The sequence below is a fragment of the Actinomadura roseirufa genome (genome assembly GCF_900659635.1).
GTDB classification, from domain to species: domain Bacteria; phylum Actinomycetota; class Actinomycetes; order Streptosporangiales; family Streptosporangiaceae; genus Spirillospora; species Spirillospora roseirufa.
In genome coordinates this window covers 1-12296 of sequence record NZ_CAACVB010000056.1, presented here as the reverse complement: position 1 = coordinate 12296, position 12296 = coordinate 1, and the positions used below count along the sequence as shown (strand labels likewise).

15 protein-coding genes are annotated in these 12296 nt (G+C 69.8%); 4 read left to right on the top strand and 11 right to left on the bottom strand.

Annotated features, from left to right (window positions below; translation table 11 throughout):
- Positions 1-287: 287 nt before the first annotated feature.
- Genes E1291_RS14950 through E1291_RS14940 form a run of 3 tightly spaced genes read right to left on the bottom strand, consistent with a single transcriptional unit; the run spans position 288 to position 2197 of the window.
- Positions 288-1103, bottom strand: coding sequence for a phosphotransferase (locus E1291_RS14950; RefSeq protein WP_131738402.1), 816 nt, complete (start codon positions 1101-1103; stop codon positions 288-290).
- A gap of 21 nt (positions 1104-1124) precedes the next feature.
- Positions 1125-1643, bottom strand: a complete 519-nt coding sequence (locus E1291_RS14945; RefSeq protein WP_131738401.1) for a UCP032817 domain-containing protein — start codon at positions 1641-1643, stop codon at positions 1125-1127.
- Positions 1640-2197: a hypothetical protein gene (locus E1291_RS14940; protein WP_131738400.1), complete on the bottom strand. Its 558-nt coding sequence runs from the start codon at positions 2195-2197 to the stop codon at positions 1640-1642. Before E1291_RS14940 ends, E1291_RS14945 begins: the two co-directional genes overlap by 4 nt.
- A gap of 207 nt (positions 2198-2404) precedes the next feature.
- Here E1291_RS14940 and E1291_RS14935 point away from each other — a divergent pair, with 207 nt between their 5' ends.
- Positions 2405-3712, top strand: coding sequence for a helix-turn-helix domain-containing protein (locus tag E1291_RS14935; RefSeq protein ID WP_131738399.1), 1308 nt, complete (start codon positions 2405-2407; stop codon positions 3710-3712).
- A gap of 811 nt (positions 3713-4523) precedes the next feature.
- On the opposite strand, the gene E1291_RS14930 is transcribed toward E1291_RS14935, so the two are convergent.
- From E1291_RS14930 to E1291_RS44625, 3 genes are all read right to left on the bottom strand, one after another.
- A complete protein-coding gene (locus E1291_RS14930) occupies positions 4524-5042 on the bottom strand; it encodes a hypothetical protein (RefSeq protein ID WP_131738398.1) in 519 nt (172 codons plus the stop codon).
- A gap of 4 nt (positions 5043-5046) precedes the next feature.
- Entirely contained in the window at positions 5047-5319 is a 273-nt protein-coding gene (locus E1291_RS14925; RefSeq protein WP_131738397.1) for a hypothetical protein, read from the bottom strand.
- A gap of 217 nt (positions 5320-5536) precedes the next feature.
- Positions 5537-5668 carry a hypothetical protein gene (locus E1291_RS44625; protein WP_278045259.1) on the bottom strand — a complete coding sequence of 44 codons (132 nt, stop codon included), beginning with the start codon at positions 5666-5668 and terminating at the stop codon, positions 5537-5539.
- A gap of 307 nt (positions 5669-5975) precedes the next feature.
- Here E1291_RS44625 and E1291_RS14920 point away from each other — a divergent pair, with 307 nt between their 5' ends.
- Positions 5976-7265: an FAD-dependent monooxygenase gene (locus E1291_RS14920; RefSeq protein ID WP_207400739.1), complete on the top strand. Its 1290-nt coding sequence runs from the start codon at positions 5976-5978 to the stop codon at positions 7263-7265.
- Between the two features lie 574 nt (positions 7266-7839).
- On the opposite strand, the gene E1291_RS14915 is transcribed toward E1291_RS14920, so the two are convergent.
- Both E1291_RS14915 and E1291_RS14910 read right to left on the bottom strand, forming a co-directional pair.
- Positions 7840-8160, bottom strand: coding sequence for a hypothetical protein (locus E1291_RS14915; RefSeq protein ID WP_165495118.1), 321 nt, complete (start codon positions 8158-8160; stop codon positions 7840-7842).
- On the bottom strand, positions 8153-8500 hold the full coding sequence (locus E1291_RS14910; protein ID WP_131738395.1) for a hypothetical protein: 348 nt from the start codon (positions 8498-8500) through the stop codon (positions 8153-8155). The genes E1291_RS14915 and E1291_RS14910 overlap by 8 nt, the downstream gene beginning before the upstream one ends.
- 140 nt (positions 8501-8640) lie before the next feature.
- Between E1291_RS14910 and E1291_RS14905 the strand changes: the two genes are divergently transcribed.
- Together E1291_RS14905 and E1291_RS14900 are read left to right on the top strand one after the other, a co-directional pair.
- On the top strand, positions 8641-9828 hold the full coding sequence (locus E1291_RS14905; RefSeq protein WP_131738394.1) for an NsdA family TPR-like regulatory protein: 1188 nt from the start codon (positions 8641-8643) through the stop codon (positions 9826-9828).
- A 65-nt stretch (positions 9829-9893) separates the two neighbouring features.
- Complete coding sequence (locus tag E1291_RS14900; protein WP_131738393.1) at positions 9894-10151, top strand: hypothetical protein; 258 nt, start codon at positions 9894-9896, stop codon at positions 10149-10151.
- A 281-nt stretch (positions 10152-10432) separates the two neighbouring features.
- Here the strand turns inward: E1291_RS14900 and E1291_RS14895 are convergent, their stop codons facing one another.
- The 3 genes from E1291_RS14895 to E1291_RS14885 all read right to left on the bottom strand — a co-directional run.
- Positions 10433-10822, bottom strand: a complete 390-nt coding sequence (locus E1291_RS14895; RefSeq protein ID WP_131738392.1) for a hypothetical protein — start codon at positions 10820-10822, stop codon at positions 10433-10435.
- Between the two features lie 479 nt (positions 10823-11301).
- Complete coding sequence (locus E1291_RS14890; RefSeq protein ID WP_131738391.1) at positions 11302-11847, bottom strand: hypothetical protein; 546 nt, start codon at positions 11845-11847, stop codon at positions 11302-11304.
- A 145-nt stretch (positions 11848-11992) separates the two neighbouring features.
- The coding region (locus tag E1291_RS14885; RefSeq protein ID WP_165495117.1) for a CGNR zinc finger domain-containing protein at positions 11993-12296 on the bottom strand (304 nt) is incomplete at its 5' end.

Below are 12296 nucleotides of genomic sequence, written 5' to 3'. Positions count from 1 at the left end.
ACGTTGCGAACCCTTGTAGGGGCTATGAGCACCCCAGGCTAAAGCCGCAGGTGAATCGCGCCCTGGGACCGGGGGGCGTCGGTCGATTTTTCAGCGACCCTCCGGTTGAGCAGCATACCCTGGGGTCCCGCTGAAATGCGGAGTGGTGGGACGGGCTGCGCAGCGATGCATCAGCCATGCCCCTTCCGTGGAGATCGACTCGGGCGCTCGCTTACATCCCGCCACCGCTTCCCCAACGCCTCCACTGAGTACCCCGACCTGGGCTCTTGATGTCAGAGACCCTTTGGTCACAGCGTGCCACGACGGTGAAGTGCCCAGCGCTGCGCGGCGGCCACGGTCACATCGGTCCAGGGGTGGCGGATGCTCCAGAACGCGTAAAGCCAGGTCGAGGCGATGAGGCGGGCGTAGCCGTCCAGCGTCTCCGGCGCTGTGCTGGCCCAGGCGGGAAGGCCGGCGACGGCCGCTTCGGCGTCGCGCGGGTGATGTCCGGCGGCGATCAGGTTGATCACCAGGTCGGCGGGGTTGGCGTAACCGGCGCCGATCGAAGCCATGCCCCAGTCCACCAGGCTCGCCCGGCCTCCGGCGACCAGGATGTTGCCGGGGTTGAGGTCGGTGTGCAACAGCGTCGCCCCCGCCAGCGCGGCCAGGTCCCGTGCGGCCGGTGCGTAGTGCGACCACCGCTTCTCGAACCACAGCAGCCCACCGCGATTCTCGGCGGGCACGGTGACAGAGCCGAGGTGGGCCAGGGCCTCCACCACAGCCTGCACGTCCGGGGACCCCGGTGAAAGGCTCGCGCGCTGCCCGTCCACCACCTCGTGCCCCAGCAGCCGCCAGCCGCCCACCGTAACGTCCAGGACCAGCGGCGGAGCGACAGTGGCCGCGAGCGCGCCGACGGCCGCCTCCCGGTCGAGCTGGGCGGCGGCCGTCGCGTCTTCTCGAGGGGCGCCCTTGATGAAGGCGCGGCCGGTGCCGGTGTGGACGATCACGGCCACCGCGGACCGGCGTCCCTCCCGCACCGCCTCGACCTTCACCACAGGCCCGATGAGCTTCTCAACAGCGGCCCGGGCCTCGGCGGGCAGCTGCTCCCAGGTGATGTGTCCCATGCGGGACAGGCTGCCAGGTGATCACCCGGCGGCGGGGGAGGTTCCCGTTCCCGGCATGGCCGGTGCGGGCTCGTCCGGACGGCGCCGGGTACCGGGGTTCTCCGGGCAGCACCCGTAGCCCGGCCCGGCCCAGAACTCCTCCCGCACGGCGCGCCCGTACAGGGTGCCGCGCAGCGCGGGCAGCGTCCCGGCGATCTCCTGCGCGGTCATGGCCTGGCCGGGGGCGGGCGGAACGTGGTCCAGGTACCCGCCGAAGAAGATGTCGCAGAACTCCCGATACTCCCGGCTGTGCAGCAGGAACGCGTGCCAGGCCGGGTCAACGGCGTCGGTCATCCCGACTCGCCGCCCGAGAGTCTCGCGGGTCGCGGCCAACCAGATGAGGGCCTGCCGGAGCATCTGCTGAGCGTACGCGAGCGTCACCTCTTGGTGCCGGGCGATGTAGCCGGCCAGGTCGACGAACAGGCCAGGCCACCGGTCCAGCAGCTCACTGGGGTCCGGAGCAGTGACGGCGGTCGTCTCGGGGGCGAGCATGACGGTCATGTTTCTGTCCTTTCTGGATGTTGGTCGTGCCGGTCGTGTTGATGAAGCCAGTCGGGCGGGTCGGGACGCACGTTGAGGATTCGGGTCAGGTGGCGGCGCCACGCGGCACGGACGGCCAGCAGCGCCGCTCTGGCGTCCGGGAATCCGCAGTCGGGGTGCAGCGCCTGCCCGTAGGTGTCGAACGCCTGATGCAGCCTGGCGGTGTGGAGGTGATGGCCGAGATGGATGCGCCCCAGCCACAGCGAGTGCACGCCGTGAAGGCGGTCCTCGATCCAGTAGTCCTCGCCCAGGAGGCCGCTGGTCCAGACCCGGCGGGCACGCCACGCATCCCGCACGCAGATCAGCGCGGCGGTGACCGTGGCGAACGGCTCGCCGCCCGATCTGGGCAGGGAGACCTCATCACGGCCGAAGGCCACCCACGAGTCCGCGCCCGGGCTCAGGTCTGCCTTGGCTCGCAGCGCGCGACCCACCACCTGGTTACCCCACCATGCGGCCCATTCCCCGTCAGCGAGCAACTCGACCTGGAACGCGTCCGATAGCGCCGGCTCGTGCACCCAGGTCCGCGGAGTCTGCTGTTGGACCACCCTCTCACCTCCACTCCCCCGTAGCCCGGGATCGCCTGCCCTTTCACTGAACGCCGCTTCGACGCGAAACCCCTGATCAGTTGCGGTTCCTGCAAGGCATTTGCGACTTGTGGAATCTGCCGTGGTTTCTTACCCCGGGCCTTTACGGTGGAGGGTGAGCTGCGCGAGGAGCCCGAGATGCACCCTCCTGAGTTCTGGCGAACCACCCTGGTCCGCACGCTCATAGCCGAGGGCGACTTCGGAGGGCTCGTGCGCGCCGTCCGCGAACGCGCCGGCTGGCGCCAGGCCGACCTCGCCCACCTCGTCGGCTATTCGATCGCCACGATCTCCCGGCTGGAGAACCGTCGCGGCCCCTCAGGGGACGTCGCCAAGCTCCGCGCCATCTCCGAGGCCGCCGGAATCCCGGCCACCGTCTTTGCCGCCGTGCTCCACATCCCTCACCCCGCCCTCGATACGGTGGGCACGTCCCCGCCCAGCCTGGGAGAGGAGGAGGATCCGATGCGACGCCGCGCGGTGCTGGCCGCCGGGCTCACCGTCCCGTTCGGCGTCCTGGCGCGGGTGGACGACGCATTGGCCTACCTGCCCGACCCCGCCCGGCCTGCCAGCCTCACCCAGGTCACCCGCCGCCTGGCCACCGCCCGCGCCCGGTTCGACGCCGGCGACCTCACCGCGCTACTCGAGGGACTCCCGGACCTGATGGCCGCCGCACACCGGGCCACCACGCGCCGCGAGGACCCGGCCGCGGAACAGGCCACCGCCGCGGTGTACGCGCTGGCCGCTGAAGCGCTCAACAAGGTCGGCCGCACCGAGGCGTCCCGAATCACCGCCGACCGCGCCGTCCAGCACGCCGAACGGTCCGGCGACCCGATCGAGCAGGCCGCCGCCGCCCGCGCGCTCGGCATGGTCCTGCGCCACCAGAACCGCCCCGAACTCGCAGAACGCGTCACCCTCGCCGCAGCCGCCACCCTGGAACGGACCGGCCTGACCACCCCGGACCAGCGCACCGCATGGGCCCAGATCTTGTCCACCTGCGCCTACAACGCCGCCCAGGCCCGCGACCGCACCGGCGCCATCGACATGATCGAGGCCGCCCGAGATCTCGCCGGCGCTCTCCCCGAACGGCCGTCACCTGCGGCACGGTTCGCAATCTCCGGCGCCCAGGTCGGTCTCTACGAAGTCGGGACACGGTGGGCGCTGGGCGACCCCGGCCGTGCGCTGGAAGCCGCCCGCGGACTCCGCCTCGGCATGTTCCACACCGCCGAACGCCGCGGCCGGTACGCCACTGACCTCGCACGCGTCCACCGCGACCTCGGCAACCCTGAGCAGACCACCCGCTACCTCCTGCTCGCCGCCGCGCACGCCACCAGCGAGGTCAACGGACGGCCGTCGATCCGAGCCGTCGCCCAGGACATCGTCACCCGGCACCGCAACGTGCCCGGCGCCCCCAAACTCGCCGCAGTCCTGAACAACTCGTCGACACCCTGACCTCCGCGAGACGCATCCCGCCGAGGGAAATGAAGGGAGGATGCTGGCCCGCCAGCCGTCATGCCGCTGAGCCCGCCGCTGCGGGCCGCTGCGGGCGACGCACGATAGTTACTACGTACGGCGTCACCTCGCGTGTTCTCGCGTTATCCGGCGCGCCTGTTGGCGGCCGTCATCGAGCCCCCGAGCAGAGCCCATTGCCCTGCCGCTTCGTTCCCCAGGTCGTGCCGCGGGTGTCGCGGGCGAGCCTGGCCCGCAGCCCGCCCGCGGCCGCCCGGGTCTCCTATGGCATGGGGCGCATCTCGTCCAAGTCGGCTAGACGCTCTGGTCCACCTGGCGTTGCGAACCCACGTAGGGGTTATGAGGACACGATCATGCGTTTCGACACCCCGCGACCGCATTGTTGCGAACCCTCGTAGGGGTTATGAGGACGTCCATAGCCTGGTCGTCTCCCTCGCCCTCGAGATGTTGCGAACCCTCGTAGGGGGCTTTGAGGACGCGCTGATTGAACCGTGAGTCAACTCACGGTTTGGGTTGCGAACCCTCGTAGAGTTATGAGGACCCCAGGGTAAAGCCACAGGTGATCCGCGGCCTGGGATCGGGGATCTCGGTCGGTTTTCAGCGACCCTCCGGTTGTGCAGCATACCCCGGGGTCCCGCTGAAATATGGAGTGGTGGGCCGGGCTTCGCGGCGATGCATCAGCCACGGTCGTTCCGTCGAGATTGGCTCGGGCGCTCGCTTACATCATGCCACCGCTTCCCAACGCCTCCGCTGAGGACCCCGACCTGGGCTCTGGATGTCAGAGACCGGTGAGTCACAGCGTGCTGCGGCGGTGCAGGGCCCAGCGCTGCGCGGCGGCCACGGTCGCATCGGTCCAAGGGTGGCGGATGCTCCAGAACGCGTGCAGCCAGGTCGAGGCGATGAGCCGGGCGTAGCCGTCCAGTGTCGCCGGGGCTGTGCCCGCCCAGGCGGGAAGGCCGGCGACGGCCGCTTCGGCGTCGCGCGGGTGATGTCCGGCGGCGATCAGGTTGATCACCAGGTCGGCGGGGTCGGCGTAACCGGCGCCGATCGAAGCCATGCCCCAGCCCATCAGGCTCGCCCGGCCTCCGGCCACCAGAATGCCGGGGTTGAGGTCGGTGTGCAGCAGCGTCGGCCCCGCCAGCGCGGCCAGGTCCCGCGCGGCCGGTGCGTAGTGCGACCATCGCTTCTCGAACCACCGCAGCCCCCCGCGATTCTCGGCGGGCACGGTGACGGCGTCGAGGTCGGCCAGGGCCTCCGGCATGGCCTGCACGTCCGGGAAGCCCAGTGACAGGCTCGCGCGCTGCCCGTCCACTACCTCATGCTCCAACAGCCGCCAGCCGCCAGCCGCCCACCATGAGGTCCAGGACGAGCGGCGGCGCGACGGTGGCCGCGAGCACGCCGACGGCCGCCTCCCGATCAAGTTGGGCGGCGGCCGTCGCGTCGTCTCGTGGGGCGCCCTTGATAGAGGCGCGGCCGGTGCCAGTGTGGACGATCACGGCCACCGCGGACCGGCGTCCCTCCTGTACTGGCTCGACCTTCACCACAGGCCCGATGTGCTCTTCAACCGCGACCCGGGCCTCGGCGGGCACGTGCGTCCTATGCAGGACAGGCTGCTAGGTGATCACCCAGCGGCTTGGGACGTTCCCGTACCCGGCATGGCCGGTGCGGGCTCGTCCGGACTGCGCCGGATACCGGGATCCTTCGGGCAGCACCCGTAGCAGGGCCCGGTCCAGAACTCCTCACGCACGGCGTGCGCGTAGGGGGTGCTGCGCAGCGCTGGCAGCGTCCCGGCGATCTCCTCCGCGGTCATGGCCTGGCCGGGGGCGGGCGGCACGTGGTCCAGGTACCGCCGAAGAAGACGTCGCAGAACTCCCGATACTCCCGGCTGTGCAGCAGGAACGCGTGCCAGGCCGGGTCGACGGCGTCGGTCATCCCCACGCGCCGACTGTGTGTCTTGGCGGGTCGCGGCCAACCAGATGAGGGCCTGCCGGAGCATCTGCCGGGCGAGGCCGTCGAGCAGACCGGGCCGCGGCCCAGCAGCTGACTGGGGTCAGGAGCGGAGAAGGCGTTCGTCTCGGGGGCGAGCATGACGGTCATGTTCAGCGTGTTCGCGGGAGCGTGGACGCGATTTCGGTCGTGCCGATGAGTTTTGTGTGGATCCGTGGTCGATACGGCTGGGCACAACCGGCGGCGGTGGGCCTGTGCTGGGAACGTTCAGCGCGGGAGGAAGCACATGGAGGCAGTGATGAGCGTCGACGATTCCGAGCGGGAGCACACCGTCCGGACTGGCGAGCAGGGGACGCGGGTGAGCGGTCCGAGGGTGCTGGTGGCGGGGGCGAGCATCGCGGGACCCGCGCTGGCCCACTGGCTGCGCCGGTGGGGGGCCGAGGTGACCGTGGTGGAGCGGGCTCCTGAGCTGCGTCCCGGCGGGCAGGCGGTGGACGCGCGCGGGGTCGCCAGGGAGGTCATCGGGCGCATGGGGCTGGACGCGGCGGTGCGTGCGGCGTGCACCGACACCGCCGGCGCGTACACCGTGGACGCGGACGGGCGAGTGCTGGAGACCTTCCGTGCCGACGACGACGGCGGCGACGGGTACATCGCGGACATCGAGATCCTGCGCGGGGACTTGGCCCAGGTGCTCTACGACGACACCCGCGACGGCGTCGAGTACGTCTTCGGCGACCGAATCGCGGGGCTCACCCAGGACGCGGACGGGGTCGACGTGGTCTTCGCGGGCGGCGACCGGCGGCGCTTCGACCTGGTGGTCGGGGCCGACGGGTTGCATTCTGAGCTGCGAGCGATGGTCTTCGGGCCGCATGAGCGGTTCCTGAGCCACCTCGGGCACGTCCTGGCCTTCTACAGTGTGCCCAACGAGTTCGGGCTGGAGCGCTGGCTGATCGAGCACCAGGACCAGGAGTCCGGGCGCTCTGTCCTCCTGCGGCCCATCCAGGACGCCACCCGGGCGATGGCCATGTTCTACCTCGCCTCGGCCGACTTCGACGTCGACTACCGTGACGTCGCGGCCCAGAAGGTCCTGCTGCGCGAGCGGATGGCGGGCCTGGGCTGGTTGACCCCGGACATCCTCGCGCACCTGGACGACACTCCGGACTTCTACCTCGACCAGGTCGCCCAGGTGGTGATGGACCGCTGGTCGAGTGGACGGGTGGGGCTGCTCGGGGACGCGGCGTTCAGCTCCTCGCCGATGTCGGGGCAGGGCACCGGGCTGGCGCTGGTCGGCGCCTACCTGCTCGCCGGGGAACTGGCCGCCGCCGGATGGGACCCCGACGCCGGGTTCGCCCGCTATGAGGCGCGGATGCGCTCGTTCGTGGAGGCCAACCAGGAGATCGGCCGGTTGAACGCCCGCAGCCGCGACGTCCCCGGGCCGGACGCCGAGCCGCAACCCGATTTCGCCGGCGAATGGTTCGCCGAGCTGGCCGGGCGCGCGATCAACGGCGTCGAACTGCCCGACTACGCGGGGGTACCGGACTCCGCGCCCCCGACCGGATCGCCGATCACCTCGCCGGCCAGGCCGTAGGTCTCACATGACGCGTCGAGAGGGACCACGCTTCGATAGGACACCGCCGAGCGGTCTCCGATGAGGCGGTGTCGACGATGAGAACGGGGCCTCAGGGCGCGGTGAAGCCGGCCAGGCTTGGTCGTGGACGTCCGTCCGAATTCCCTGGTGCAGCCAGATGACGAGGTCGTGTTCACCGTGACCGAGACTGCTCGCACGGAGGTCGGCTAGGAGTTCCGGAGGCCGCGGGGCCCGGCTCCGTCTTCACGGCGAATCGTCACTGGCTGGCCGGATATCGGTGACCTCGCTGCTTTCACCTGGATACCGCCGAGAGGCTGATCGAGGCGTTCGACGAGCCGCCGATATCGGCTCGAGCGCTCGCGTCCATCCCGCCGAAGCCCCAGCGCCTCCGCTGCGGTGGCCTGCTTCGCCGCGGCGGCGCCTTCGCGGCCAGAGTCGAGGCAACGCGGTTGTGCGAAGGTGCGATGCATCCAAGGTCGGCCGGTCAGGTGCTCGTGGGCACTCATGGTGCGGGGTTGGTTCGTGTGGAACCGTGGTCCCCGGGCGCGCGCCTTCAACCCGGGGACCACGGAGCCTAGGACGCTGTGGAGAGTCCGAGCAGCCGGCCGATCTGCTCGGCCGCCTGTTCGGCGGTCGTGCCGAGTTGCGCGCCGTGGTCGGGTCCGCAGTACCAGACGTAAGACGAGCGGTGACGGGCCCAGACGACGTAGTGGGGACCCTTCCCCGGACGGATGAGATGCAGAATCTCCGTGCCCCGCGGCAGCATCGGCGCCACGCCGCAGAAGCGCCTGCGCACCAGTGACGCCAGTTCTTCCAGGCGCTCACCCGGTGAAGTGGACGCGGGGGGATCTGCCGCGTCACCCGTCCCCCCGCGTCCACGCTCGATATCACTCATCGGCACTGCCCTGGGGCGTGGGTGCCCTGAGGGTCGTGGCGACGGTGAGGGCCGCGTCAATGATGTGGTTCGCCTGGGCGATGGGCTCGCCCCAGGACGTGTGAAACCACAGCCTCCCGCCGTCGTCCTCTCGCGGCCGGCATGTGATCGTGTCCGCCGCACGCGGTAGGTCCACACAGCACCCCGGCACCTTCGGATTGATCACGACCAGCTCACCCCGCCGAAGGTCGGTCTCCAGCCCGTAGGCGTGCAGCCGCGACATCAACGCGCCGAGCCGCCCGTAGGCGTCCGGATGCTCGGACTCCGATCGGGCGTCACTGCCCTCCGCCCTGGTCTCCATGCCGTCTCCTGAGATTCGCTGTGGTTGTCCGGTCACTCCAAGTGAATCCGTGGCGGGTGCGCGAGGGCAGAGAGATAGTGGGGGACGGCAGGGGATGACGTCCCGTCCCCGGCGCGGACATTCCGGAAGGTGCATCGCGAATGACCCCCGGTAAGAAGGCCATCGGTGCCCGCCTGCGTGAGGTGCGGGAGGCGCCGCCGTATTGGTCCCGGCCCGAGCTGGCGCGGCTCTTGCGTGGGGCGGCCGACCCGCGGGATCGGCCCGGACTTCCCCACGTCAAGACCCTCGCCGAGATGATCAAGCATTGGGAGGCGGGCAAGTGGACCCCGAACACTCGCTACCGGGCCCTCTACGCCAAAGCCACCGGGATGAGCGAAGAGGTGCTGTTCGGCGAACATCCGCCTGTGCCTTGGCGCGCGGCCGGACTCGATGAGGCACTGACCCCCGACGATGAGGAACGGCTCACGCTCGCCACGCGGCGGCCGATCCGGACTGATCTCGCCGTGATCGACTCCCTGGCGACGGTCCTGGCCGCGCAACGTCGGCTTGAGGACGCGATCGGGTCCGAGCCCCTGATCGAGCCGGTGCGCGCGCAGCTCGGCGCGATCAGCGGCATGGTGGCCAATGCGAGGGGGCCCATCCGCACGCGGCTTCTGGACGTCGCCGCGCAGTGGGCCCAGTTCGCCGGGTGGCTGCACACCAGCGTCGAGCGGCCACGTCAGGCGCTGGTATTCCTGAACCGAACGCTGGCGTGGGGCACCGAGATCGACGACCGGCAGATCATCGGGTCGGTGATGTCCTGGCAGGGCTACATCGCCGACACGCGCGGGGAGATCGGGGCGATGATCGGCTTATCGCAGGCCGCGCAACGGGTCCGCCGCGACTCGGTCGGCCGGGTGTACGACCTCTATCAAGAGGCGAGGGCGCGCGCTCTGCTGGGGGAAACCGAGCACGTCAACCGGCTCACCGCCATGGCGGCGCAGGAGGCCGACGAGGCGCGTCCGGACGCCGCGCGACCGTGGGAGTACTACTATTTCGCGCCTGGATTCTTCGGCCTGGAACACGGCCTCACGTACCGCATCCTGGGGTGTAGCGACCCGGCCTACAACGGTCCGGCCATCGAGCACCTCACCGCAGGGCTTGAGGGCCTTCCCGCGGACATGCGCAAGTCGGAGTGGGCCGGTGACTTCGTGTATCAACTGGCACGAGCTTATGAACAGGCCGGCGAGGGCCAGGAGGCGGCGCGAGTGACAGCCGAGTTGAAAGAAATCGCCGCCCAGATCGGCTCCAACCGCCTCACGCGCCTACTCGCCGAGCTGCGCCATTGAGCTCCGCATTCGAGAGCATGCGCGACCATTGGTGGTGGCGGCCCGGTTGGCGGATCGGGCGCCGCATGTACACCTGGCATTTCACCTTCGACGGCCAGCGAGACCTGCATCGGCTCGTGTTGGCCTACCAGGGGCGACTGGCGAACGTCGCCGGGCTCGACCCCATCCCCCTCGAATGGCTGCACTTGACCACGCAGGGTCTGGCTTTCGCCGACGAGATTTCCGGCGTTCTGCTACACCTGGGAGACGAAGGCGGTCGTTCCACTGGCCGAGTAACAGTTGCCCACACCCTTGACACGCGCGGCGCTCACTCACCGCAGTAGGGCCTCCAGGCCATAGGCGTGAAACCTCGATATCAATTCGCCAAGAGGCGGTTACTGTAGACGTCCGCCTTGTCTCTCCATGGTCACCTCTTGCGATGCGCTGTGGCGGCCCGGTCGCTCCAAGTGAATCCGTGGCGGCAAACTCCGTCGGGGGTTCGTGGACGCCCGGTGTGGGTTGGCTCATACGAGCCGTGGTCCCCGACCGGCAGGCCGCCTCGGGCGGCCTGCCGGTCTCTGGCCTCAGTTCGATGCCGAGCGGGCCTTTTCCAGAGCCGGTGCGATCAGTACCAGTTGGTACAGCCGCCGATCATGTCGTTGGTGCCGAACGGGGTGGCGTAGGAGCAGACCCGTGCCTTGTACGGAGACCGGTCGTCGACCCACGGCCCATCCATACTCACCGGATTCCCGTAGCGCGCGTAGGCCAGCCTCTGTGTTCCCGCGCTGCTGGTGCGCTCGACCCAGATCGAGCAGGTCGCGGTGCCTTCGCCCTCCAGATGCCAGCGCGCTTGGTCGTGGCCGTTGATATTGATGGTCCAGAAGCTTCCCACGCAGTTGTCAGGGCCGGCGGAGCCTCGGTAGACCGGGCCGGAGGCTTGGGCCGGTGTGGACAGGATTCCCGTGATGGCAGCCGTTGCGGCGGCCATGACCGCCAACTTCTTGACCATTTTCATGATGTGCTCACTTTCGAACTCGATGGTGATCCCAAGGCCGCTGAGAAGAGGTTGACGATGTATCACTGCTGGTGCCGGTCGGCAGGGTTACAGCCGCCCGTGCTGGGGCGGGAAGCTTGGTCTGGCCGGAGTCGAGGCAGCTTTGGGCTTCGAGCGACGGCTGTGGTCGGGGCGTCGGCAGGGAAGAAGGTTCGGCCGGTTCCAAGGTGCCGGGATCGTGGGAGCGGGCTGGGAGAGAACTGGGGTTCAACCTAGTTCGAGGGGACGCGCGGAGTCTTGAACGAATGGGACTTCCGAGCTCGTCGGCGTCCTCACGCAGGCGTCTGCGAGGTCGGGGAGTGGCCTCGACGGCGTCCGCCCCGTCAGGGCGTCTGTCTCGCGTACCAGGTAGGACGTCGCCGCCCGCCTTGGCAAGCTTCTCCACCGGTGTCCGGAGATCGCAGGGCTCGCGGGGGCGTACGCCGTCTTCGCCGATCGTCTCAGGCGGTGATCTGCTGGTGCATCGTCGTGAGCTCGTGGGTGGCGGCCGGATAGTCTGCGAACTCGGCGTAAGCGTCGGCGTCCTCCCAGCACCAGTAGCTCTGGTTCGATCGGGTCCAGGCCAGCAGGTCCACTATCCGCGTGAACCTCGATGGGGCGTAGGGAGGGAGCGGTTCTTCGTCTGGGACGAGGATCGTACGCAGGTCCCGTCCCACGAGCAGGCTCAGCCATTGCGCCGCCACCACGGCCGTCTGGCCCATCACGTGGAGATCGACGTCCTGATCCTCGACGAAGCCCACCAGGCACAACCGCTCGTGGACCGCATCGGCGTCGACCGGTTGCCCTGCGGCGGCTCTGCGTATTGCTCGCACCGCTTCCGGGGTCGACATCATCGGCTCATCGGTGAGTTCCTCGTCCCATTGCTCAACTCGGTCGAGCAGTGGGGCGAACAGGCCGTAAAGGCGATTCGCCTGCTCGCGCGAGTCCAGGTCCCTCGCGAACTCATCGAGGTCACTGAGCAACTCGGCGTAAGTCCGGTCCGTCACACGAGCCTGTCTAGCAGGGCGAGCGCCGGCAGAGGCACCGATCGATGAAGATCATCCGAAGAACGGCACCCAACACATCGGTCAGGAGGACCGCGATCTTCTGCCCGGTGGCGGGGAGCGGCGGGGGGGACGTCCTCGGGGGGTGTCAGGACGGGTCGCGGTGGCGTTGGTAGTGGCGGCCGACGCGGGCGCGGTTGCCGCAGCCGGGCGAGCACCATTCGCGGCGCGGGTGGTTCTTGACGAAGAACAGGACGCAGCCCGGGCCGCCGCAGGCGCGCACGGCCGTCCGCGACGGCCCGCCGAAGATCGTGATCGCCGAGCGCGCCACCAGCGCCAGTGCCGCGTCGGCGGCGGGGGCCGGGGTGCTCACGAGGACGCGCGCCCCGTCCAGCGGCCAGGCGGCCGGCTCGCTCCTCTCGGCCCGCAGGACGAGCCGGGGGCAGCGCGGG